Origin of the sequence: Mesorhizobium sp. B2-3-10 (genome assembly GCF_006442275.1) — a bacterium.
Taxonomy (GTDB): domain Bacteria; phylum Pseudomonadota; class Alphaproteobacteria; order Rhizobiales; family Rhizobiaceae; genus Mesorhizobium; species Mesorhizobium australicum.
Map to the genome: position 1 here is coordinate 91,796 of NZ_VFVT01000012.1, position 21,911 is coordinate 113,706.

Here is a 21,911-nt window from a genome sequence, read left to right on the forward strand (position 1 = left end):
GAGCGCGGCGGTGCTGGTTTGCCATCGCATCGGCCCGGGAAGCGGAAATCGATTTTCGGAACATCCGGTGCGAAGATTTGAAGGCTGGAGCGCAATCGTCCGAGTGGAAGGGCGTGCTCTGGATCAAGTGGGGCACCGATGCTGCGATACATATTCCGGCGGCTTTTGACCGCCATCCCGACGCTGTTCGTCATCGTGACGATGGCGTTCTTCCTGATGCGCGTCGCGCCAGGCGGTCCATTCAACCAGGAGCGGGGGCTGAGCCCAGAGATCAAGGCCAACTTGGAAGCCCAGTTCGGCCTCAACGATCCGCTCTGGCTGCAATATGTCCATTATCTCGGCAATCTGCTGCGCGGCAATTTCGGCCCGAGCTACAACATGCCGGATTTCACCGTCACCGAACTGTTTGCCAAGGGCCTGCCCATTTCCGTGCAGCTCGGAGCCTCGGCGCTGATCCTGGCGCTGCTGCTCGGCAGCGTGCTCGGCACCATAGCCGCGCTCAACCAGAACAAGCTTGGCGACTATACGGTGATTGCCCTGGCGACCGCCGGCAGCACCATCCCGACCTTCGTCATCGCGCCGGTGATCCAGCTTGTCTTCGGGCTGACCTGGAGGCTGCTGCCGATCGGCGGCTGGGGTGACGGCGCCTTCATCAACAAGGTCGGCCCGGTGCTGACACTTGCCTTGCCGCAAATCGCCATCGTTGCCCGCCTGATGCGCGGCTCGATGATCGAATCGCTGCGATCCCATCATATCCGAACGGCGCGCGCGCTCGGCCTTTCCGACTGGTCGGTGGTGGTCAAGCACGCGTTGCGCGGCGCCATCCTGCCGATCGTCTCCTTCACCGGCCCGGCGGCGGCGGCACTGCTGACCGGCTCGGTCATCGTCGAGACGATCTTCTCCATTCCCGGCGTCGGCCGCTATTTCGTCGATGCCGCGCTCAACCGCGATTATACGCTGGTGATGGGAACGGTGGTGGTGATCGCCATTTTTACCATCGTCTTCAACCTGATCGTCGACGTCATGTACGCGGTCGTCGACCCGAGGGTGCGCTATGACTGACATCGCAGCCACGGCCCCCGCAATCGTTGGTCGCTCGCTTTGGGGCGATGCCTGGGCGCGCCTCAAGGCCAATCGCGCCGCCATGTTCAGCCTCTACTACCTCGTTCTGATTGGGATCATCAGCGTCTTTGGCCCGTGGTTCGTGCCGCATCAATACACGACCATCTACGCCGACTATGTGCGCATGCCGCCAAGCCTCTCAGCCTATCCGAAACCCGACATGATCGAGACGGCACTTACCGAAGCGATCAAGCGCATGCGAGTCGACATCAAGGACTGGCACCAGGAGGGGAGCCAGGTCTTCGTCACGGTCAAGTCGACCAAGCCGATCGACGACCGCAACATCCGCTACCTCGACCGTTCCGATGCCTTCGATGACACCAAGATCGAAAACAAGTCGCCCGACGGCCTCGAAGTAACGATGAGCGCATCGGTCAAGCAGCAGTATTTCCTGTTCGGCACCGACAATACCGGCCGCGATCTTCTCTCCCGCACGCTGATGGCCGGGCGCATATCGCTGGCCATCGGTCTGCTGGCCGGTGTCGTGGCGGTGGTGATCGGCGTGATCTACGGCGCCGCCGCCGGCTTTTCCGGCGGCAAGGTCGATGAAGTGATGATGCGCATCGTCGACGTGCTCTATTCCTTGCCGTTCATCTTCTTCGTCATCATGCTGGTGGTGTTCTTCGGCCGCAACTTCGTGCTGATGTTCCTGGCGGTCGGTGCCGTGCTGTGGCTCGACATGGCGCGCATCGTGCGCGGCCAGGCGCTGTCGATTCGCCGGCAGGAATATGTCCAGGCGGCGGAAGCCATGGGCATTGGCCAGCGTGGCATCCTGATCCGCCATGTCATCCCGAACCTGCTTGGCCCGGTGGTGATCTACATGACACTGCTGGTGCCGCAGGTCATCATCCTGGAGAGCTTCCTGTCGTTCCTCGGGCTTGGCATCCAGGAGCCGATGACCAGCTGGGGCGTGCTGATCTCGGTCGGCGCCAAGAACATCGGCACCGCCAACTGGCTGCTCCTGTTTCCCGCCTTCTTTCTGGTCTCGACGCTGTTCGCCTTGAATTTCGTCGGCGACGGCCTGCGCGACGCGCTCGACCCACGGGATCGATAAAGATGGGGACCGCTGAAATGGCTGCTTCCGAAACGATCCTCAGCGTCAAGGACCTTCGCGTCCGCTTCCGCACGCTCGACGGTACGGTCGAAGCGGTCAAGGGAATCAACATCCACGTCAACGCGGGCGAAACGGTTGCCGTGGTCGGCGAGTCCGGTTCCGGCAAGAGCCAGACGATGATGGCGGCGATGAGCCTGCTGGCCTCCAATGGCGAAGCGTCAGGCCATGTCGACTATCGCGGCCGCAACCTGCTGACCCTGAGCAAGTCCGAGCTGAACAAGGTCCGCGGCCGCAAGATCAGCATGATCTTCCAGGAACCGATGACTTCGCTCGATCCGCTCTATTCGATCGGCAACCAGCTGATCGAGCCGATCCGCCGCCATCGGGGCCTGAGCGCCGCCGCAGCGCATGAAGAGGCGCTCAAGCTGCTGCGGCTCGTGCATATTCCCGATCCGGAGCGACGGATGAAATCCTATCCGCACGAAATGTCCGGCGGCCAACGCCAGCGCGTGATGATCGCGATGGCGCTCGCCAATGACCCCGACATCCTGATCGCCGACGAGCCGACGACGGCGCTTGACGTCACCATCCAGGCGCAGATCCTGATGCTTTTGGCCGAACTGCAGCGCAAGCTCGGCATGGCGATCGTCTTCATCACCCATGACCTCGGTATTGTCCGGCGCTTTGCCGACCGTGTCTATGTCATGCGCCAGGGCGAGGTGGTCGAGGAAGGCGAGGCGGAAACCATTTTTGCCAATCCGCGGCACGCCTACACCAAAATGCTGCTGGCGGCCGAGCCGACGGGAACCAAGGCGCCGCCGCCAGCCGATGCGCCGGTGGTGCTCGAAGGTAGGAATGTCGAAGTCACATTCAGGATCGGCGGTGGGTTTCTGGCCGGCGAACCGCTGATGCTGCGGGCCGTCGATCACATCTCGATCCGGCTGCAGCGCAACCAGACCATCGGCATTGTCGGCGAATCCGGCTCGGGCAAGTCGACGCTCGGCCGCGCCTTGCTGCGGTTGCTGCCGAGCGATGGGCTCATTCGGTTCGGCGATCGCGATATCTCCACTGCCGACCGGCAGCAGATGCGGCCGCTGCGGCGCCAGATGCAACTTGTCTTCCAGGATCCGTTCGGCTCGCTGTCGCCGCGCATGACCGTCGGTCAGGTCGTCACCGAAGGGCTGCTGGTGCATGAGCCCAACCTTTCAGGAAAGCAGCGCGACCAGCGCGCGGTCGAGGCCCTGCGCGAGGTCGGCCTCGACCCCAATGCCCGCAACCGCTACCCGCACGAATTTTCCGGCGGACAACGGCAGCGCATCGCCATTGCCCGCGCCATGATTCTGAAGCCGAAGATGGTCGTGCTGGACGAGCCGACATCGGCGCTTGACCGCTCGGTGCAGAAACAGATCGTCGAACTGCTGCGCAAGCTGCAGGCCGACCACGAACTGTCCTACCTCTTCATCAGCCACGATCTGTCGGTCGTGCGCGCCATGGCCGACTACATCATCGTCATGAAGCAAGGCAAGATCGTCGAAGAGGGGCCGACGGAAGAGATCTTCAGCAATCCACGGGCGCCTTATACGCAGACGCTGATGAACGCCGCGATCGACGTCACACGGTTTCGACTGAGCGCGTAAGGCGCCGGCAGGGGCAATTGTCGTGGCGTCGTCTGTCGCTCAGCTCGCGCACTTGCGTGCGCGCACAGCGACAATGGCATCCTGCTGTCGCTTCAGCCGGTCGATCCTGGCCGTTTCACGGTTGGCGACCGCGGTCTTGACGCGCGATCCGCCCAGCAGCCAGCGCGGCACGCTGGTGTTGGCGACCTTGCCGCGGGTGATCGCCGTCTGCGAGATGTCGCGCGCGCTGCTTCCCAGCGCACTGTTGAGGTCGCTACAGCTCATGCTCTCGTATTTGGCCGGATCGGCCGTCCCGCCGATCGATGAGCATCCGGCAGCCATGAAGGCCGCAGCCAGAAGAGCGGGTGCCGACCTTGTCCTTGAAATCAAACTCATGCGCGCGTCCGGCCCGGCCGTTTTTGCCGCCTCCCTGATCTTCATCGATCAACCTAGCGCTGATGCCCAATTCGTCAAAGTTTCACCGGCCGGCCAGTGCTCGCGTTCTGCACTGGCTATCGGCCAATTATCGCTGTCGGAATTTTTACGCTGCTTGGGCGGCCAATTCGGTCATGGAGTCACAACCGCCGAGCATCATCTGGGCAATGTCGGTCGCATTGTCGTCGACATGCGCTGTCACCAGCACAATCCCCCCGCCAATACTTGGCCGCTCGGGTCTTCTGGCGGCCGCGACAATGGCTTCGAGCAATCCGCCAAGGCCGCCGCAGAACACGCTGGCCAAGGCTATTGCCGATAGGCCGGTCGGGAAAAGGTTGATGTCGTAAACAGCAACGGCGCCGAGGCACGCCAACAGCCCGGCGGCAGCGCCCAGCATGACACCCGGAGACCTCAGGACATCGATTTCGTCACGATAGGGCCCGATAATGGCGACCTGTACGCGCGGAACCCCGGCCGCCAACAGGTCGCCGGCAATCCGCGCCGCTTCGGCATGGGATTCGAAAAGCTTACTGATTGTTGGCATGGTTACTCGGACATCGCGTCCGTCAGCGTGTCGGTAACGAAGGATGCGGCGATCAGATCGTCGCCGTCGATGCGGCCTCGCCCGCCTTCAATCACGGCCGCTACCTTTTGGAAGGTCTTCATTTCACCCTCGGTGATCTGAGCGTGTTGCATTCTGGTTTTGAGGCTATCTATGCGCATCCCCAACACATGGGATGTTACAGTCTCATGGTTCGACATGGTGGTGCTCATCCGTTCCCGCTTCGCTTGGTTTTCCCGCGCCCGATCTCGAACTTGGGCCGAGCGGAAACGTTCCCAGGGCAGGGCTTCGGTCGGGCGGAGGTCGGACCTAAGTCTGGGCCTGGAACGCATTGGTCTTGCCAAGCGGGCCGGCCGGAACAGTCGCTCTTCGTCACCGTTGTCTGCTGCAATACCGGAGGAATTTGATGGAGAAGAGTGTTGGTCAGGCGCGCTGGTTGCTCGCACCGATTTTCGCGGTTGCCATCACCTTCATGGTGGCTGGAATAGTCCTCAGCTAATCTCTTGGCACATTAGCGCAGCCCAGTTCTTTCCCAGGCCGATAGGCTTCGTGAGCGAGCATGGATCTGGCGAACCCTGAAGTCTTGGCCAGGCCAGCTCAAATGACCTGGTCACCGAGCAGAATTCCCGCGACGCTTCCGAGCGGTATGGGAGATTCGAAGTTGAAACGATCGCTTCGCATGGCTGCATTTCAGCCGCGGGCGAGAACTCGAAGCTATTCGCATGAAACGCGCGCGAGCGTGCTGGGCAAAGTCACCTGGTGGCCGGGCTCGCGAGAGCCGGGCCACCAGTTGGGCATCAGTAACCGCCGTTTTCCATTACCACCGGATGATGGTGACGGTGGTGGGTGGAAACGGAGCCGGTGACGACGACTGCATTCCGATCGTGATGCCGCCGGCCATGGTCATAGAACGCCACCGTCCCGTGGTGTCGGTGATGCAGGCGCTGGCCTTCCTCATTGATGATCCTGACGTTGTGGTGGTGCCGATGGTGGGTCCTGATGACGACGTCGGCCTCGGCTGCCGAAGCCAAAGCGGGCAATCCCATTGAAAGCGCCAAAGCGCACATGATCATTGTTTTCATTGCAAGTTCTCCAACTGCTTTGATTAGCCCTTCGTTGGTTACAACTGCTGCTGATCCCTTTGGTTCCGGTTCCCCGGGGGACAGCCGCACGCAAGCGAAGGGCTGGCTATCGCGTCGCCACGATTGGCAAAGAGGAGGCTTGCTTCCGGCCATCTGCCCAGGCGGCGGCAAACGTCACCCGCGTTCTGTCACTGCCAGGGAGGAACGCTCTGCCGCAATTGTTAAGACAGTTCGCCCACCTGTCGCCAGATCCCCGTCAGGCGACGGAACATTAGGCCGGCCTAACAGTTCTTCCCGCAGCGGACATCACGGTTTGGTGTTCGCTGAAGATCAGCAGGCAAAGGCTGATCGGCCCGCGTCCTCCGCCAGAGGCGCGGGCTTCACCAGGCAACAGGAGTGAGATTATGAACAACATCATTTGGCTTGTGGGAGCGGTGGTCGTCGTCATAGCGGTATTGAGCTTTTTCGGCCTGCGTTAAACGCCTGCATATGAGGGCAGGGACTTCGTGGCCCATGCCCCCAACGAATCTCGTGTCCGTTCCCTAGGAACAGGCATCATCTTGGACAAGGCTCTATCTCTGGTGAATCTCGGGTGGGGCGCCAAAGTCGGGATGCGCTAACACATTGTTTTTTCTGGTCGGAGTGGCAGGATTTGAACCTGCGACCCCCTCGTCCCGAACGAGGTGCGCTACCAGGCTGCGCTACACTCCGTGACCAGATCGCGGGCTTATAGCCGCCACACATCGTTCCTGCAAGCGGCAATGGCAGCCCTTCTGTCGCATTTCGTCCGCTTTCTGCGGGCATTGCCGGAAGGCCCGAATTTCCGTCCGGGATAAACGCGGCTTAAAGCCTTGTGTGCTAAGCCGCTGCCTTGATGGATCGTATTTCTGCCGCTTGGAGCCCTGCCGTCTTGCCCCTAAATATTGTCGGCGAAGCGTGGCCAAACAGCTTCGAATTCGAAACCGCGGCGCTGATCAAGGCATCCGGTTTTCGTGAATATGATGCGCGCTGGTGGTTCGGCCATCCCGGTTCGGCAGTGCCGCCTGAACTCAATATGATCGGCGTCCAGGCGCTTGGCATGGGGCTCGGCACGCTGATCCGGCGGCTCGGCGCCGGGCCTGACATCGTCACCGGGCATGATTTCAGATCCTATTCGCTCGGCATCAAGCTGGCGTTGGTTTCCGGGCTGATGGCGGCCGGCGCACGGGTGAAGGATATCGGTCTGGCGCTGTCGCCGATGGCCTATTTCGCGCAGTTCGCGCTGGAGACGCAGTCGGTGGCCATGGTCACCGCATCGCACAACGAGAATGGCTGGACCGGCGTCAAGATGGGAGCGGCGCGGCCGCTGACCTTCGGCCCCGAGGAGATGAGCGCGCTGAAGGCGATCGTGCTGGCCGCCGATTTCGACCTTACCGGCGGCGGCTCCTATGATTTCGTCGACAATTTTCGCGCCACCTATCTCGACGATGTGACAAGGGACAAGCGCATCACACGAAAGCTGAAAGTGGTCGCCGCCTGCGGCAACGGCACTGCTGGCGCCTTTGCTCCGGAAGCCCTGCAGCGCATCGGCTGCGAAGTGATCCCGCTCGATGTCGAGCTTGATCATACGTTTCCAAACTACAACCCCAATCCGGAAGACATGCAGATGCTGCATGCAATCCGGGACAAGGTGCTGGAGACCGGCGCCGATGTCGGGTTGGGATTCGATGGCGACGGCGACCGCTGCGGTGTCGTCGACAATGAAGGCAACGAGATCTTTGCCGACAAGGTCGGCGTCATGCTTGCGCGGGATATTTCGCGGCTCCATCCGGGTTCGACCTTCGTCGTCGACGTCAAGTCGACCGGACTGTTCAACACCGACGCGGTGCTGCGCGCCAATGGCGCCGTTACCGACTATTGGAAGACCGGCCATTCCTACATCAAGCGCCGGGTTGCCGAACTCGGCGCGGTCGCCGGCTTCGAAAAATCAGGCCACTTCTTCTTCAACTCCCCGATCGGGCGCGGCTATGACGACGGACTGGTCACGGCAATCGCCATCTGTCAGATGCTGGACCGTAACCCGGCCAGTTCGATGGCCGATCTCTACGGGGCACTGCCGCTGACCTTCGGCACGCCCACAATGTCCCCGCATTGCGCGGACGATGTGAAGTACGGCGTGGTCGAGCGGGTGGTCTCCGATTTTCAGGCGATGAAGCGGGACGGCTCCAGTTTCGCCGGCCAGAAGATCGTCGACCTTGTCACCGTCAATGGCGTGCGCGTCGTTGCCGAGGACGGTACCTGGGGTCTGGTGCGCGCTTCGTCGAACAAGCCGGAACTGGTCGTGGTCGTCGAAAGTCCGGTCTCGTCCGAGCGTCGCCAGCAGATGTTCGATGCCGTCGATGCTGTGCTGCGCCGCAGTCCGGAAGTCGGCGCTTACAACCAGACTTTTTGACAGGGCATCCATGGGCCAGCGCATCGTCAGTTTTATCATGAGCGGCGGCGTCGGCTCTCGGCTGTGGCCGCTGTCACGCGAGGACAATCCCAAGCAGTTCCACGACCTGTCCGGCGACGGTTCCATGCTCGCCAAGACCTTGCGCCGCCTGACGGCGAGACCGGCTGGCGAGACGCCGATCTTCCTGATCGCTTCGGAGCGTCATGCCGATCGTGTCCATGCCGACTTGGCCGGTCTCGATCTTGCCGGCGGCGGCCCGCTGTTCGAGCCGGCGGGACGCAACACGGCCGCCGCCGTCGCACTGGCGACCCTGCGCACGCTGTCGGAATTCGGCGACAGCCTGGTTCTTGTGGTGCCCTCGGACCATGAAATAGCGACGGCAGGGCAATTCTGGCAAAGTATCGAGGCGGGATCGCAGGCGGCGCGCGCCGGCCGTCTGGTGGTGTTCGGCATCAAACCGACCCAGCCGGAAACCGGTTACGGCTATATCGAGGTATCGGCCGAGAAGGGCGGGGTGTTCGACGTTTCGCGCTTTGTCGAGAAGCCCGACCTTGCGACGGCCAACGACTATCTCAAGGCGGGAAATTTCTACTGGAACACCGGCATCTTCCTGTTTCGGGCCGGTGCCATGCGCGACGCCTTCAACACATTCCAGCCCGACATCTGGCACGCCACCGAAGCGGCCTACGAGGCGGCCACGACGGACCTGTCCGGCCTCTATATGCCGCTGGAACTTTACGCGGCGATCCCGTCGAACTCGATCGACTATGCCATCATGGAGCGGGCAAAAGACATAGCCATGGTGCCGGCCGGCTTCCGCTGGAACGATCTCGGCTCCTGGCAATCGCTCCTCGATGTCGGTCCCGCCGACGACCGGGGCAACGTCGTTGTCGGCGATGTCGTCGCCATAGATTGCGAGAATTCCTATATCCGCAGCGACGGCCGGCTGCTGTCGGCGATCGGCATGAAGGACGTTGCCATTGTCTCGACGGCGGATGCCACTTTCGTTGCCCCGGTGAGCCACAGCCAGCACGTCAAGAAGATCGTCGAACAACTCGAAAAATCGGGACGGCTGGAAACCAGGTTCACGCCGGCGCATGACCGCGTCATCGAAAGTGGCGCCTGGCGGCGGCGCGTTCATCACTGGCTGTTCCAGGAGACCTTGCCGTTGTGGTCGACATCAGGCGTCGACGAGCGCCACGGTGGCTTCCACGAGGCGCTGGGTTTCGACGCCAAGCCGCTCGTCAAGCCCAAGCGCATGCGCACCCAGGCCAGGCAGGTCTATGCCTTCGCGGTTGCCAAGGAGCGCGGTTGGACCGGGCCGGCCGACCGGCTGATCGCGCATGGCATCGACTTCATGGCGGGGCAGGGCCGCACCGAACGGGGCGGTTGGGTGCGCACGCTGAATGTCGATGGCTCCGTCGCCGATCCCGTCGAGGACGCCTACGATCATTCCTGCATCCTGCTGGCGCTGGCGCATGCGCATATGTCGGGCAATGCCGATGCCTTGCGGCTCGGCCAAGAGACCTTCACCTTCCTCGATGCGCATCTGGAGGACAGCCGCATGACCGGCTTCCTCGACACCTCGGACGGGGCGGGCGAGCGACGCTCCAACCCGCACATGCATCTGCTCGAAGCTTTCCTGGCCTGGCACCAGGCAACCGGTGAGCGTGCGCATCTGCGTCGCGCGTCGCGCATCATCGACCTCTTCCGCAGCCATTTCTTCGACGCCGAGAGCTGGACGCTCGGCGAGTATTTCGATGCAGAATGGAAACCGGTACCGGGAGAGAAGGGGAGCTGGACCGAACCTGGCCATCACTTCGAATGGGCATCGCTGCTGGTCGATTTCGCCGGCCGCAGCGGCCAGGCCGAGCTGAGCGTCTTCGCCCGAAAACTCTACGCCTCGGCAATCGCAAATGGCCTCAACCGGGCCACTGGCCTTGCCTATGGTGCAGTCTCGCGGCAAGGACTGCCGCTCGACCTGATATCGCGCAGCTGGCCGCAGGCCGAGGCGCTCAAGGCGGCGATCGCCCTGGATGGCTCGGGCGGCCCCGATCTGAAGCCGGAGATCGAGGCGAGGGTCGGCCGGCTGTTCCGCTGGCACGTCGACCCGGCGCCGCTCGGCCTGTGGATCGATCGCATCGACGAGCGCGGCCGCTCGCTGGCATCTGACGTGCCGGCGAGCATCTTCTACCATCTGGTCTGTGCGCTGACGCAGTATCTGGATGGAACGGCGGAGAAGTAGGCGGGATCAATACGGACTGGCGACGTCCCCGGTCTCGACATAGATCGACTTCAGCTGCGAATAGAGCGCCAGCGCCGCCAGCGAATTCTCCCGCCCGATGCCGGACTGCTTGACGCCGCCGAAGGGGATTTCCACCGGGGTCAGATTGTACGCGTTGATCCAGCAGGTTCCGGCCTGCAACTCGGCGATGACGCGATGGGCGCGCGGCAGGTCGCGCGTGAAAACACCGGCGGCAAGACCGAACTCGGTGTCGTTGGCGCGGTCGATCACCTCGTCCTCGCTGTTGAATTTCAGAACGCTCATGACCGGGCCGAAAATCTCCTCGCGGGCGATCCGCATCGTGTCGGTGACAGCGGTGAATACGGCCGGCTCGACGAAGAAGCCGCCCTGGAAGCCCTGCAGCGACGGCACATTGCCGCCACAGGCCAGCGTCGCCCCATCCTGCTTGCCGGCCTCGATATAGCCGACGACCTTGTCTTGCTGTGCCTTGGAGACCAGCGGCCCCATCTGCGTTTCCGGGTCGAGCGGATCGCCGATGCGGATTTTCTTGGTCCGTTCGACCAGCCGCTCGACGAAGCGGTCGTGAATGCCGCTCTGGACGAAGACGCGCGTGCCGTTGGAACAGATCTGGCCGGTCGAATAGAAGTTGCCGAGCATGGCGCCGCCAATGGCATTTTCGAGATCGGCATCGTCGAAGACGATCAGCGGCGACTTACCGCCGAGTTCCATCGTCGCGTGCTTCATCCTGGAGCCCGCTAGCGACAGCACCTTGCGCCCGGTCGGCACCGAGCCGGTCACCGAGACCTTGGCCACCACATCATGGCCGACAAGGCCGGCGCCGACGTCGCCATAGCCTTGCACGACGTTGAACAGCCCGTCGGGCAGGCCGGCTTCCGAGTAGATCTCGGCCAGCGCCAGCGCCGAAAGCGGCGTGTTTTCCGATGGCTTGAACACCATGGCATTGCCCATGGCGAGTGCGGGTGCGGATTTCCAGCCGGCGATCTGGATCGGATAGTTCCATGCGCCGATGCCGACGCAGACGCCGAGCGCCTCGCGGCGCGTATAGGCGAATGGCCCGCCGAGGTCGACCGCTTCGCCGTTGAAGACAGCGACCGCGCCGGCGAAATATTCAAGGCAGTCCGCGGCGGAAGGTGCATCCGCCACCAGTGTCTCCTGGATCGCCTTCCCGGTGTCGAGCGTCTCGATGCGGGCAAGATCGGCGTTGCGGGCGCGCAAAATGTCGGCGGCTCGGCGCAGGATGCGGCCGCGCTCGACCGGCTTAAGCCGCGCCCAGGCCGGCTGTGCGGCGCGGGCGGCCTCGACCGCCAGTTCCAGCACGTTCGGCGTCGCCGATCGCAGCATGGCGATGGTCTCGCCCGTGGCCGGATAGATCACCGGCAGCGGCGCGCCGCCTTCGTCCTCGATATAGCGTCCGTTGACATAGTGCGAAGCCGTGGGCTGGGCGCGCATGGGAGGTCTCCAATCGTTGTGCCCAAGACGGCTATTGGGCGGGCGCCTGTCGGGCAGCTCACTCTATCGGCGGATCATGGCCTATCTGTCGGAAGCCTGCCAGCGCGGATTGATCCATGGTTCCTGGTTGGACGGCGCGAGCGGCGTGCGGCCAAGGATGTGATCGGACGCTTTTTCGCCGGTCATGATCGATGGCGCGTTGAGGTTGCCGTTGGTCACGCGCGGGAAGATCGAGGAGTCGGCGACCCGCAATCCGTCGACGCCGATGACCCGGCATTCCGGATCGACCACGCTCGATTGATCATCGACGCGGCCCATTCGGCAGGTGCCGCAGGGGTGGTAGGCGCTTTCGGCATGGTCGCGGATGAACACGTCGAGATCGTCGTCCGACTGGACATGGCTGCCCGGCGAGAGTTCCTGTCCGCGATAGGCATCGAAGGCCGACTGGCCGAAGATCTCGCGGGTCAGGCGGATGCAGTGGCGGAACTCCACCCAGTCGTCCGGATGCGACATGTAGTTGAAGCGGATGACCGGCTTCGCTTTCGGATCCGGCGAGCGCAGCGTCACCGAGCCGCGCGACTTCGAGCGCATCGGTCCGACATGCGCCTGGAAGCCGTGCGACTTCGCCGCCGCCTTGCCGTCGTAACGCACCGCCGCCGGGATGAAGTGGTACTGGATGTCGGGATAGTCGACGCCTGCCTGCGAGCGCACGAAGGCGGCCGCCTCGAAATGATTGGTGGCGCCAAGGCCCGATTTGAAGAACAGCCACTGCGCCCCGATCATCGCCTTGGAGAACGGGTTCAGCACTGAATTCAGCGTGATCGGTTTGGTCGATTCCTGCTGGATGTAGAGCTCCAGATGGTCCTGCAGGTTGCCGCCGACGCCAGGCCGGTCGGCCACGACGGCAATGCCGTTTTCGTGCAAATGCCCGGCCGGGCCGATACCGGACAGCATCAGGATCTTCGGCGAGTTGATCGACGACGCCGCGACGATTACTTCACGTCGCGCCTTAACGACCTGAATCTGTTTGTGAGCTTCGATCTCGACGCCGATGGCGCGTTGATTCTCGATGATCACCCGGCGCGCAAAGCCTTTGACCAGTCTGACGTTTTTGCGCCGGAGCGCCGGCTTCAGATAGGCTGATGCCGCCGACCAGCGGCGGCCGCCCAGAATGGTCTGCTCCATCGGGCCGAAGCCTTCCTGCTTGGCGCCATTGTAGTCGTCGGTCAGTTCAAACCCTGCCTGGCGGCCCGCTTCGACGAAGGCGCCATAGAGCGGATTGCGCCGGGAGCCGCGCTGCACATGCAGCGGGCCGCCGTGCCCGCGCCAGCCATCCTCGCCGCCATCTGAATCCTCCATGCGTTTGAAGTAGGGCAGCACGTCGGCGAAGCCCCAGCCGGCCGCGCCCTGTTCGGCCCAATGGTCGAAGTCGCGGGCGTGGCCGCGCACATAGACCATGCCGTTGATCGAGGACGAGCCGCCGATCACCTTGCCGCGCGGCGTCGCCAGCACGCGGCCACCCAGATGCGGTTCCGGTTCACTGGCGAATCCCCAGTCGTAGAGGCTCATGTTGAGCGGTATCGACAGCGCCGAAGGCATCTGGATCAGCGGCCCGATATCAGTGCCGCCGAATTCGATGACGATGACCGAATGCTTGCCGTCTTCCGACAAGCGATAGGCCATGGCCGAGCCGGCGGAGCCGGAGCCGATGATAACGAAATCCGCTTCAAGCATGGTTCATATGCGCCATAAAATCGGCGAGCGAAACGTTGCCGCCGGTAGCCACCACCAGGACGGTTTTTCCCGCCACATCCACCTTGCCACCGAGCAATGCCGCCAGCGACGCCGCACCTGACGGTTCGAGCACCAGCTTCATCCGCTCGAAAGCGATCCGCATCGCGCGCCGCACCGACTGATCGTCGACCGTGATGCCGCGCACGCCAGCGGTCTTGACCGCGGCGAACGGCGCGTCGCCGGGCCGGCGCGACATCAGTCCGTCGCAGATCGATTTCGGACCGATCGGCATGGTCTCGATGCTGCCATGCGCCAGTGAAGAGCCCATGCCGTCGAACCCTTCGGGCTCTACGCCGATGATCTCGGTCGCCGGCGACAGATAGTGGAAGGCGAGCGAAACGCCGCCGATCAGCCCACCGCCGCCGACCGAGCAGAACAAGAGATCGGCGCTGGCATCCTTACCCGACAGCTGGTCGAGCGCTTCGAGGCCGGCACCCGCCTGACCGGCGACGATCTCGGGATCGTCGAATGGATGCAGGAGCGCTAGCCCTTCTGTTTCAGCGATTTCGCGCGCCTTGGCCGCCGCGACCTCTTCACGCGCGCGATCGTCATGGTCGGTCAGCACGACGCGCGCGCCATAACCCGCGGTAGCATCGCGCTTGGCGGCCGGCGCGTCGATCGGCATGACGATGGTCACGGGAATGCCGAGCGCCTGGCCGGCCGCGGCCAGCCCTTGCGCGAAATTGCCCGAGGAATAGGCGACGACGCCCTTCTTCGCCTCGTCGGGCGAAAGCCGCTTCAGCCGCCAATAAGCGCCGCGAACCTTGAAGGATCCGGCCCATTGCAGCGATTCCGGCTTGATGAAGACCCGGGCCGCGCCGGTTTCTCTGGCGAGCGCCGCCGATTCCAGCAGCGGCGTGACCTGTGTCGCCCGTGACGTTACCGCGTAGGCCTGCCTGAGATGGTCGAGAGTGGGAACGAGAAGGTCTGCCATCATTCGCCTCGCGGATACCTTTTGCTCTCTTCGAGATTGTCGAGGTTCATGTGATTGCGCATGTACCGCTCTGACGCCTTCTGCAACGGCTGGAAATCCCAGGGGTAGTAGGCGCCGTTGCGCAGCGCCGGATAGACGACCCAGCGGCGTGCCTGGTTTTCGCGCACGGCGGCATCGAAGCCGGCCATGTCCCAACGCGCCCGGACCTTTTCCAGGAATGCCGCCACAAGACCCGCATTGGCGGGGTCGTCGGCCAGATTGTCCCGCTCGAGCGGATCGGCTTCGAGATCGAACAATTGCGGCGGATCGAGTTCGCAATGGACGAATTTGTACCTGCCTTCGCGGATTGCCACCAAGGGCGCATAGGAGCCCTCCGCCGCGTACTCGATCAGCACCGGTGTCGTGCGCTGCCCGCCCTTGGTGAGCGGCAGCAGCGACTGGCCGTCGGTCCACGGCGCGATCGCCCCGATGTCGATGCCGGCAAGGTCGCAAAGCGTTGGTGCTACGTCGAGATTGGAGACCGGCGCCTCGATCAGCCCGGCACGAATGCCCTTGCCGGCAATCATCAACGGCACTCGCGCCGAGCCTTCGAAGAAGCTCATCTTGAACCACAGGCCTCGCTCGCCGAGCATGTCGCCGTGATCCGAGCAGAACAGGATGATCGTGTCGTCGAGCATGCGCGTCCGCGTGAGAACGTCGAGGAGCTCGCCGACCTTGTCGTCGACATAGGAGATGTTCGCGAAATAGCCGCGCCGCGAACGACGCACCTCTTCAGGCGTGATCTCGAAAGAGGGATAGTCGCTGGCATGGTACAGCCGCCGAGAATGCGGATCCTGCTCGTCTTCGGCGATGTACCCGGTTTCCGGATCCAGCACCTGGCAATGCTCATAGAGATCCCAATACTGCTTGCGCGCGACATAGGGATCGTGCGGATGCGACAGCGAGACGGTGAGGCACCAGGGCCGATGGCTCGCATCGTCCTGTTCGCGCGAAAGCTGATAGAGCTTCTGAGACGCAAGGAACACGACCTCGTCGTCATACTCCATCTGGTTGGTTGTTTCCGCAACGCCGGCGCCGGTCACCGAACCCAGATTATGATACCACCACTCTATGCGCTCACCGGGTTTGCGGTAGTCCGGCGTCCAGCCGAAATCCGCCGGATAGATGTCGGTGGTCAGCCGTTCCTCGAAACCGTGCAGCTGATCAGGTCCGACGAAATGCATCTTGCCCGACAGGCAGGTGTAGTAGCCGGCCGCACGCAAATGATGGGCGAAGGTCGGGATCGACGAGGCGAACTCGGCGGCATTGTCATAGACCCCGGTGCGCGACGGCAACTGGCCGCTCATGAACGAGGCACGGCCCGGCGCGCAGAGTGGCGAGGCGGTGTAGTTGTTGGCAAAGCGCGCCGAACGCGCCGCCAGTGCCTTCAGATGCGGTGTGTGCAGAAATTCCGCCGGCCCATCCGGGAACAAGGTCCCGTTGAGCTGGTCGACCATGACAATCAGGAAATTGGGTCGCTTCGCTGTCACTGCTTGTGCCGTCCGCCAAGTTTGGTTTCGAGATAATCCTCGACCAGCGCGATCGCGGTCGCGGCGTCAGGCACGCCATCCTTCAGCGCGCGCCTGATGTAGAGCCCGTCGATCATCGCCGCCGTCGCTTCCGCGGCGCGGTCGGCCTCGGTCCTCGGCAGGATGCCGGTCAATCCACTCATCAGGTTGGAATGCAGCCGCCGAGCATAGATTCTAAGCAGCCGGCGCAGCGAAGACGATTGCTGCGCCTCGACATAGAACGCGAGCCATGCGGCAATGGTTTCGGCCTGGAACTGGACATCGGAGAAGTTGACGGCGACCACGGCCGAGACGCGCTCGCGCGCGGTGCCGGCGCACTGCAGGGCGCGGCGCATATCGATGGTCAGTTCGGCCAGGATGTGCCGCATCGTCGCGAACAGCAGCTCGTCCTTGGCGCCGAAATAGTGGTGGGCGAGCGCCGAAGAGACACCGGCGCGTCCGGCGATCTCGGACATGGTCACGTCAAGCGAGCCACGCTCGCCGATCGCCGAGATCGTCGCGTCGATGAGCGCCCTGCGGCGCAATGGCTCCATTCCGACTTTTGGCATGCCGTTTCCGATTTTTGCGGGAGATTATTTTTTATTGACGCGTCAATCAATAAAAAATCGACCTCGACGCGACCTGTACCAAGCGATTGTTGCGTTGCGGCCCTTCACGGCCCGGGCGAGAATGTTTATATTTGAACAATAAAGGCGAAGTGCGTCACGAGCCGTGGGCGCTGGCGCCAAGGATGGAGACCGCCATGACCGCATGCATCGTTGGCTGGGCGCATTCGCGCTTCGGCAAGCTTGAGGGCGAGACGCTCGAAAACCTGATCGTCAAGGTCGCGACGGACGCGCTCGACCATGCCGGCATTGGCCCGGACGAGGTCGACGAGATCGTGCTCGGCCATTTCAATGCCGGTTTTTCGGCGCAGGATTTCACGGCAAGCCTGGTTCTCCAGGCGGACGACCGGCTGCGCTTCAAGCCGGCGACACGCGTCGAGAACGCTTGCGCCACCGGTTCGGCGGCGGTCAGGCAAGGTATCCGCGCCATTGATGCAAACGCCGCCCGCATCGTGCTGGTGGTTGGCGCCGAGCAGATGACGACGACGCCCGGGCCCGAAATCGGCAAGAATTTGCTGAAAGCTTCCTATCTGCCCGAGGACGGCGACACGCCAGCCGGCTTCGCCGGCGTCTTCGGCAAGATCGCGCAGGCCTATTTCCAGCGCTATGGCGACCAGTCGGATGCGCTCGCCATGATCGCTGCCAAGAACCACAAGAATGGCGTCGACAATCCCTATGCGCAGATGCGCAAGGATTTCGGCTATGACTTCTGCCGGCAGGAGAGCGAGAAAAACCCGTTCGTCGCAGGACCCTTGAAGCGCACCGACTGCTCGCTGGTCTCCGACGGCGCCGCTGCCCTTGTCCTTGCCGACACGGCAACGGCGCTGAAGATGCGCCGCGCGGTCGCCTTCCGCGCCAACGAGCATGTGCAGGATTTCCTGCCGATGTCGAAGCGCGACATCCTGACCTTCGAAGGCTGCGAACAGGCCTGGACCCGCGCGCTGAAGAACGCCGGCGTAACGCTCGACGATCTCTCCTTCGTCGAAACGCATGACTGCTTCACTATCGCCGAATTGATCGAGTATGAAGCGATGGGACTGGCCAAGCCGGGTGAGGGCGCCAAACTGGCGCTGGATGGCACAACGGCAAAAGACGGCCGCCTGCCGGTCAATCCCTCCGGCGGACTGAAGGCCAAGGGCCATCCGATCGGCGCCACCGGCGTATCCATGCATGTCTTGACCGCCATGCAGCTTGTCGGCGAAGCCGGCGGCATCCAGGTGCCGGGCGCGAAACTCGGCGGCATCTTCAACATGGGCGGTGCGGCGGTCGCCAACTACGTTTCCATTCTCGACCGGATCAGGTAAACCGCCCCGGCATTCGCGGGAGGTAACATGGCAAATCCGGTTCTGATCGAAGTTTTGCGCGGCGCCATTGTCGAGAGCGCCCATCGCGGCGCCGTCGCCGTCTTCGATGCCGACGGCAAGCCGGTGCTGGAGATCGGCGATACGTCGAAGCCGGTCTTTCCGCGTTCCGCCGTAAAGGCGATCCAGGCCCTGCCGCTTGTCGAAACGGGTGCCGCGGATGCCTATGGCTTCGGTGACCGCGAACTGGCGCTGGCCTGTGCCTCCCACTCCGGCGAGCCGGCGCATGTCGAACTGGCGCGGTCCATGCTGGCCAGGGCCGGGCTGGACGGGTCGGCGCTCGAATGCGGGGTCCACTGGCCCTCGAACCATGACGCGGAGATTGCGCTCGCGCGTGCCGGCGGCTCACCGAATGCGTTGCATAACAATTGTTCCGGCAAGCACTCCGGTTTCCTCTGTACCTGCGTTCATTTGGGCATCGCGCATCGCGGCTATGTCAGACCGGATCACGCCCTGCAGGAAATGGTGCGCGACGCCATGCAGGCAGTCACCGGCGCTGTCCACGGCCCCGACGAACGCGCGGTCGACGGCTGCTCGATTCCGACCTATGCGGTGCCGCTCAGGAGTTTCGCGCTCGGCTTTGCTCGCATGGCCACGGCCCAAGGCTTTGGCCCGGAGCGGGCGAAGGCCGCGAAGCGGCTGCTTTCGGCCTGCATGGCGGAGCCGTTCTTCGTGGCCGGCACCGGCCGCGCGGACCTGTTGCTGATGGAAGCCGCTCCGGGGCGAATTTTTGCCAAAGGCGGGGCCGAGGGCGTCCATTGTGCCGCAATTCCGGAACTCGGCCTCGGCATCGCGGTCAAATGCGATGACGGTGCCGGGCGCGCCGGCGATGCAATCGCCGCCGCGGTCCTCGCCAGGCTGCTGCGGGCGCACGAGGCCTTGGCGGCGAAGCTGCTCGAATTGGCGAATGCGCCCATCGAAAGCCGGATTGGCGCCAAGGTCGGGGCGCTGAGGCCGACGCCGGCCCTGAATTGAAGGTTGCAATCAGCTGACGCGGTTGCGCTCGACGGTCAGGTGCGCATAACCGCTGCTGCTGGTCTGGGTGAGGTCTGATGTCACCGGCTCGGCCCAGCGCTGGCCGACAACCGCTCCGTTCGACGCGCCATCGATGACGTTGTCGGAGATGACGGCCGTGCCGGCACCTTCGACCACACTGACGACGATGCCGGTGCCTGCCTTGCGAATGATGTTGCCGGTGGCCACGACGTTGCGCAGATACGGCCCCCAGCCGATCGACATGCCGTAGAGCGGCGCGTTCTCGATGACGTTGTTGGAAGCGACGGTGTCGGCCTCGACGGCGATCCCAACGCCGAAGCCGGGTGGATCCGCGGTATAGGGGCCTGATGTCGACAGATTGCGCACGATGTTGCCGGAGCAGATACCCATGCGGCCGCCTTCGTTGAAGTTGACGATCGAGATGCCGTTGGCCGCGCCGTCGACGATGTTGTTGGAAATGACGGCGCCTTCGAACGAGAACTCGGAATAGACCGCGGTCTCGCCCGAGCGTGAGCAGGTGTTGCCCGATATCTGCAAATTGCTGGAGCTGTTGGCCCGGATCGCGGAGAAGGCGCAGTCGGAGACCACATTGCCCGAGATGACGACATTGCCGGCGCGGAAGGCATTGATGCCGTTACCGTTCTGGCCTGTACCACCGCTGCGCGCGCCAATGCGTTCGACGCGGTTGCCGGTGACCATGGTGCCGTCTTCCGCAGCTTGCCAGCGGTGCACCAGGATGCCGCCATTGGCGCAATCGGAGACGGTGTTGCCTGATATCGCCAGCCCTGCGGCCTCCACCGAATAGATGCCGGCGTCCGCCGCCCCCGATATGTCCGAACGCTCGATCCGGCCCGTCGCATGTTCCAGCGCCAGCCCGTTCTTGCCGCTGCCCGTGATCTGGCAGTTGTCCACCACGAGATGCGCCACCCGGCGCAGATCGAGCAGTCCTTGCGCGTAGTCGCCCATAGAGCGGTTCGCGCCGTCGAAAACCAGTCCGCTGAGTTCGATATGGTCGGCCTGTTCGGCCATGAACAAATGGCCGTCGCCGCCATAGACGATCCGCGTCGCGCCCGGCACGCCGGAAAGACGCACGCGACCAGGCAGCGAGAGATTGGACACCACATAGGTGCCGGGCGGCAGGAAGACCGGCATGTCACGGCCATTCGCGTCGCGCAGCAGCTTGGCGAAGGCCTTGCTCTGGTCGTCAGAGGTACCGGGCTGGACGCCAAGTTCGGTGGCGTTGATCGAGCCGCGCATCGAGGCTTTCTCGATGCCGGTCAGGCTGGCGGCCGCCGCCTTGCCGAGCGCGAGGCCCATGACGGCAAAGCCGGTGGTCTGCGTCAGCAGGGTTCGTCTGTTCAACATCGGCACAGAATCCCAGTGTTCCGCCCGACACCGCAGGAATCATGCCAGACGTTCAACGCGCCTCTTCTCGGCGGCAATGACTTGTCGGGCAGCCACTCGGCGCCTAAGTTCAGGGGATGAGCAGAGCTTTTACCCGCGAAGAAGACAGCGAAAACGCGATCGCCGGTGTTGGCGAGCGGCCGATCAGCACGCACCGGAACCTGGTGACGGAGCGCGGCCTGGCGCAGATCGACGACAATCTGGCCGATCTGCGCGATATCATGGCGAAAGCGGAGCGGAAAGCCGACCGCGAGCGCATCGCGGTCGTGTCGCGCGATCTGCGCTACTGGACCGCGCGACGCGAGAGTGCCGAGCTTTCCGTGCCGGAGCCCGGCAGCGATGTCGTCCGCTTCGGCATGGGTGTCACGCTGCAAAGTGACGGCAGGAAGGTGCACTGGAAGATTGTCGGCGAGGATGAAGCCGATCCGGCCAAGGGCAGCATCTCGCACGTCTCGCCTATGGCGGTCGCGCTGTTCGGCAAGAAGGTTGGCGACGTGGCCAGCGTCAACGGCAAGGAGTGGGAGATCGTCAAGCTCTCGGAGAGTTAGTCTTCAAGCTTGACGACATGGTCGCGGAAGAATGCGGCCGCACCCGCTTCGTCTATCTCGCCGGCAGCGACCATCATCACCAGTTGGATGACCTCCTCCTGTTCGGCTTCGATGCTCAATCCGTTGAAATAGAGAAACAAGTCGGCCGCAGCGAAAGCCGTGCGCTTGTTCCCATCGACGAACGGATGGTTCTTTGCGATGCCGAAGAGATAGGCGGCAGCGAGTTCGCTCAGATCCGGCTCGCCGTATGCTTCTTTCTGTTGCGGACGTGCGAGCGCCGATTCCAACAGGCCTTCATCGCGGATGCCCGACGCGCCGCCGTGAAGACGCAACTGCTCGGCATGCATCGCCTCCACGAACTCTCGCGAATGATGTGCCGTCATTTTGCGAGCGCGCGGTAGGCAACCTCGTATTTCCTCATCCGCTCGCGCGCTACCTTCATCTTGCGCTCGAATTCTTCGGCAGAATCTTCCAATCGGCGCAAGCGAAGCTCTTGACCTTCCTGGACGACGACCACGTTGTCGCCTGTCTTGAGATTCAATCGATCGAGAAGCTCTTTCGGCAGAATCACGCCGTCCGAATTCCCGATCTTGCGAATTGTGGTGTTCATGATGAAACATCCTGTTGCAACGCTAATTATAACGCGGTGCGCCGGGTGTTGCAACAGATATTATAACAGATTCG

The 21,911-nt window shown here is 63.1% G+C and carries 20 protein-coding genes and 1 tRNA gene; 8 read left to right on the forward strand and 13 right to left on the reverse strand.

What is annotated here, in order from left to right; translation table 11 throughout:
- Window positions 1–138 precede the first annotated feature (138 nt).
- The 3 genes from FJ943_RS27520 to FJ943_RS27530 are packed head-to-tail and all read left to right on the forward strand — an operon-like array spanning window position 139 to window position 3,813.
- Entirely contained in the window at window positions 139–1,062 is a 924-nt protein-coding gene (locus FJ943_RS27520; protein ID WP_140726618.1) for an ABC transporter permease subunit, read from the forward strand.
- The gene (locus FJ943_RS27525; RefSeq protein ID WP_015318680.1) at window positions 1,055–2,176 is read left to right on the forward strand and encodes an ABC transporter permease subunit; all 1,122 of its coding nucleotides are present in this window, start codon (window positions 1,055–1,057) and stop codon (window positions 2,174–2,176) included. Before FJ943_RS27520 ends, FJ943_RS27525 begins: the two co-directional genes overlap by 8 nt.
- A gap of 17 nt (window positions 2,177–2,193) precedes the next feature.
- Entirely contained in the window at window positions 2,194–3,813 is a 1,620-nt protein-coding gene (locus tag FJ943_RS27530) for an ABC transporter ATP-binding protein (protein ID WP_140726620.1), read from the forward strand.
- Window positions 3,814–3,852: 39 nt separating this feature from the next.
- Here FJ943_RS27530 and FJ943_RS27535 read toward each other — a convergent pair whose 3' ends face one another.
- The 5 genes from FJ943_RS27535 to FJ943_RS27555 form a co-directional block, all read right to left on the reverse strand.
- On the reverse strand, window positions 3,853–4,188 hold the full coding sequence (locus FJ943_RS27535) for a hypothetical protein (RefSeq protein ID WP_140726623.1): 336 nt from the start codon (window positions 4,186–4,188) through the stop codon (window positions 3,853–3,855).
- Between the two features lie 145 nt (window positions 4,189–4,333).
- Entirely contained in the window at window positions 4,334–4,771 is a 438-nt protein-coding gene (locus FJ943_RS27540; protein WP_140717825.1) for a hypothetical protein, read from the reverse strand.
- A 2-nt stretch (window positions 4,772–4,773) separates the two neighbouring features.
- Window positions 4,774–5,001 carry a hypothetical protein gene (locus FJ943_RS27545; RefSeq protein WP_318011560.1) on the reverse strand — a complete coding sequence of 76 codons (228 nt, stop codon included), beginning with the start codon at window positions 4,999–5,001 and terminating at the stop codon, window positions 4,774–4,776.
- A gap of 585 nt (window positions 5,002–5,586) precedes the next feature.
- On the reverse strand, window positions 5,587–5,871 hold the full coding sequence (locus FJ943_RS27550; RefSeq protein ID WP_140618613.1) for a hypothetical protein: 285 nt from the start codon (window positions 5,869–5,871) through the stop codon (window positions 5,587–5,589).
- Window positions 5,872–6,505: 634 nt separating this feature from the next.
- Window positions 6,506–6,582 (reverse strand) — tRNA-Pro (locus FJ943_RS27555).
- 163 nt (window positions 6,583–6,745) lie between these two features.
- On the opposite strand from FJ943_RS27555, the gene FJ943_RS27560 reads away from it, so the two are divergent.
- Window positions 6,746–8,302: a phosphomannomutase/phosphoglucomutase gene (locus FJ943_RS27560; protein WP_246671951.1), complete on the forward strand. Its 1,557-nt coding sequence runs from the start codon at window positions 6,746–6,748 to the stop codon at window positions 8,300–8,302.
- A gap of 10 nt (window positions 8,303–8,312) precedes the next feature.
- A complete protein-coding gene (locus tag FJ943_RS27565) occupies window positions 8,313–10,547 on the forward strand; it encodes a mannose-1-phosphate guanylyltransferase/mannose-6-phosphate isomerase (protein WP_140726628.1) in 2,235 nt (744 codons plus the stop codon).
- 6 nt (window positions 10,548–10,553) lie between these two features.
- Here FJ943_RS27565 and betB read toward each other — a convergent pair whose 3' ends face one another.
- The 5 genes from betB to betI all read right to left on the reverse strand — a co-directional run bounded on the left by betB (window position 10,554) and on the right by betI (window position 16,861).
- Entirely contained in the window at window positions 10,554–12,017 is a 1,464-nt protein-coding gene (gene betB, locus FJ943_RS27570; RefSeq protein WP_140726631.1) for a betaine-aldehyde dehydrogenase, read from the reverse strand.
- 81 nt (window positions 12,018–12,098) lie between these two features.
- Window positions 12,099–13,751 carry a choline dehydrogenase gene (betA, locus tag FJ943_RS27575; RefSeq protein WP_140726634.1) on the reverse strand — a complete coding sequence of 551 codons (1,653 nt, stop codon included), beginning with the start codon at window positions 13,749–13,751 and terminating at the stop codon, window positions 12,099–12,101.
- Window positions 13,744–14,748 carry a threonine/serine dehydratase gene (locus FJ943_RS27580; RefSeq protein WP_041163494.1) on the reverse strand — a complete coding sequence of 335 codons (1,005 nt, stop codon included), beginning with the start codon at window positions 14,746–14,748 and terminating at the stop codon, window positions 13,744–13,746. The genes betA and FJ943_RS27580 overlap by 8 nt, the downstream gene beginning before the upstream one ends.
- A complete protein-coding gene (gene betC / locus FJ943_RS27585) occupies window positions 14,745–16,274 on the reverse strand; it encodes a choline-sulfatase (protein WP_015318668.1) in 1,530 nt (509 codons plus the stop codon). The genes FJ943_RS27580 and betC overlap by 4 nt, the downstream gene beginning before the upstream one ends.
- Entirely contained in the window at window positions 16,271–16,861 is a 591-nt protein-coding gene (gene betI / locus FJ943_RS27590; protein WP_015318667.1) for a transcriptional regulator BetI, read from the reverse strand. Before betI ends, betC begins: the two co-directional genes overlap by 4 nt.
- 194 nt (window positions 16,862–17,055) lie before the next feature.
- Here betI and FJ943_RS27595 point away from each other — a divergent pair, with 194 nt between their 5' ends.
- Both FJ943_RS27595 and FJ943_RS27600 read left to right on the forward strand, forming a co-directional pair.
- Window positions 17,056–18,222 (forward strand): acetyl-CoA acetyltransferase, encoded by a 1,167-nt coding sequence (locus FJ943_RS27595; RefSeq protein WP_140618602.1) that lies wholly within the window; start codon window positions 17,056–17,058, stop codon window positions 18,220–18,222.
- 27 nt (window positions 18,223–18,249) lie between these two features.
- Window positions 18,250–19,254, forward strand: coding sequence for an asparaginase (locus FJ943_RS27600; RefSeq protein WP_140726637.1), 1,005 nt, complete (start codon window positions 18,250–18,252; stop codon window positions 19,252–19,254).
- Between the two features lie 9 nt (window positions 19,255–19,263).
- On the opposite strand, the gene FJ943_RS27605 is transcribed toward FJ943_RS27600, so the two are convergent.
- A complete protein-coding gene (locus tag FJ943_RS27605; RefSeq protein ID WP_140726640.1) occupies window positions 19,264–20,640 on the reverse strand; it encodes a TIGR03808 family TAT-translocated repetitive protein in 1,377 nt (458 codons plus the stop codon).
- Between the two features lie 116 nt (window positions 20,641–20,756).
- On the opposite strand from FJ943_RS27605, the gene greA reads away from it, so the two are divergent.
- Window positions 20,757–21,227 (forward strand): transcription elongation factor GreA, encoded by a 471-nt coding sequence (gene greA, locus FJ943_RS27610; RefSeq protein ID WP_140726643.1) that lies wholly within the window; start codon window positions 20,757–20,759, stop codon window positions 21,225–21,227.
- Here the strand turns inward: greA and FJ943_RS27615 are convergent.
- Window positions 21,224–21,610, reverse strand: coding sequence for a type II toxin-antitoxin system death-on-curing family toxin (locus tag FJ943_RS27615; RefSeq protein WP_140618597.1), 387 nt, complete (start codon window positions 21,608–21,610; stop codon window positions 21,224–21,226). The genes greA and FJ943_RS27615 overlap by 4 nt on opposite strands.
- Complete coding sequence (locus FJ943_RS27620) at window positions 21,607–21,837, reverse strand: AbrB/MazE/SpoVT family DNA-binding domain-containing protein (RefSeq protein ID WP_015318661.1); 231 nt, start codon at window positions 21,835–21,837, stop codon at window positions 21,607–21,609. The genes FJ943_RS27615 and FJ943_RS27620 overlap by 4 nt, the downstream gene beginning before the upstream one ends.
- Between the last annotated feature and the right edge of the window lie 74 nt (window positions 21,838–21,911).

What these genes read in the sequence shown, in the direction of transcription:
- greA (WP_140726643.1), top strand. Translation starts at nt 20,757, where the DNA reads ATGAGCAGAGCTTTTACCCGCGAAGAAGACAGCGAAAACGCGATCGCC.
- FJ943_RS27540 (WP_140717825.1), bottom strand. Translation starts at nt 4,771, where the DNA reads ATGCCAACAATCAGTAAGCTTTTCGAATCCCATGCCGAAGCGGCGCGG.
- FJ943_RS27550 (WP_140618613.1), bottom strand. Translation starts at nt 5,871, where the DNA reads ATGAAAACAATGATCATGTGCGCTTTGGCGCTTTCAATGGGATTGCCC.
- FJ943_RS27545 (WP_318011560.1), bottom strand. Translation starts at nt 5,001, where the DNA reads ATGAGCACCACCATGTCGAACCATGAGACTGTAACATCCCATGTGTTG.
- betI (WP_015318667.1), bottom strand. Translation starts at nt 16,861, where the DNA reads ATGCCAAAAGTCGGAATGGAGCCATTGCGCCGCAGGGCGCTCATCGAC.
- FJ943_RS27595 (WP_140618602.1), top strand. Translation starts at nt 17,056, where the DNA reads ATGACCGCATGCATCGTTGGCTGGGCGCATTCGCGCTTCGGCAAGCTT.
- betA (WP_140726634.1), bottom strand. Translation starts at nt 13,751, where the DNA reads ATGCTTGAAGCGGATTTCGTTATCATCGGCTCCGGCTCCGCCGGCTCG.
- FJ943_RS27535 (WP_140726623.1), bottom strand. Translation starts at nt 4,188, where the DNA reads ATGAGTTTGATTTCAAGGACAAGGTCGGCACCCGCTCTTCTGGCTGCG.
- FJ943_RS27530 (WP_140726620.1), top strand. Translation starts at nt 2,194, where the DNA reads ATGGCTGCTTCCGAAACGATCCTCAGCGTCAAGGACCTTCGCGTCCGC.
- FJ943_RS27600 (WP_140726637.1), top strand. Translation starts at nt 18,250, where the DNA reads ATGGCAAATCCGGTTCTGATCGAAGTTTTGCGCGGCGCCATTGTCGAG.
- FJ943_RS27615 (WP_140618597.1), bottom strand. Translation starts at nt 21,610, where the DNA reads ATGACGGCACATCATTCGCGAGAGTTCGTGGAGGCGATGCATGCCGAG.
- FJ943_RS27605 (WP_140726640.1), bottom strand. Translation starts at nt 20,640, where the DNA reads ATGTTGAACAGACGAACCCTGCTGACGCAGACCACCGGCTTTGCCGTC.
- FJ943_RS27560 (WP_246671951.1), top strand. Translation starts at nt 6,746, where the DNA reads ATGGATCGTATTTCTGCCGCTTGGAGCCCTGCCGTCTTGCCCCTAAAT.
- FJ943_RS27565 (WP_140726628.1), top strand. Translation starts at nt 8,313, where the DNA reads ATGGGCCAGCGCATCGTCAGTTTTATCATGAGCGGCGGCGTCGGCTCT.
- betB (WP_140726631.1), bottom strand. Translation starts at nt 12,017, where the DNA reads ATGCGCGCCCAGCCCACGGCTTCGCACTATGTCAACGGACGCTATATC.
- FJ943_RS27580 (WP_041163494.1), bottom strand. Translation starts at nt 14,748, where the DNA reads ATGATGGCAGACCTTCTCGTTCCCACTCTCGACCATCTCAGGCAGGCC.
- FJ943_RS27525 (WP_015318680.1), top strand. Translation starts at nt 1,055, where the DNA reads ATGACTGACATCGCAGCCACGGCCCCCGCAATCGTTGGTCGCTCGCTT.
- FJ943_RS27620 (WP_015318661.1), bottom strand. Translation starts at nt 21,837, where the DNA reads ATGAACACCACAATTCGCAAGATCGGGAATTCGGACGGCGTGATTCTG.
- FJ943_RS27520 (WP_140726618.1), top strand. Translation starts at nt 139, where the DNA reads ATGCTGCGATACATATTCCGGCGGCTTTTGACCGCCATCCCGACGCTG.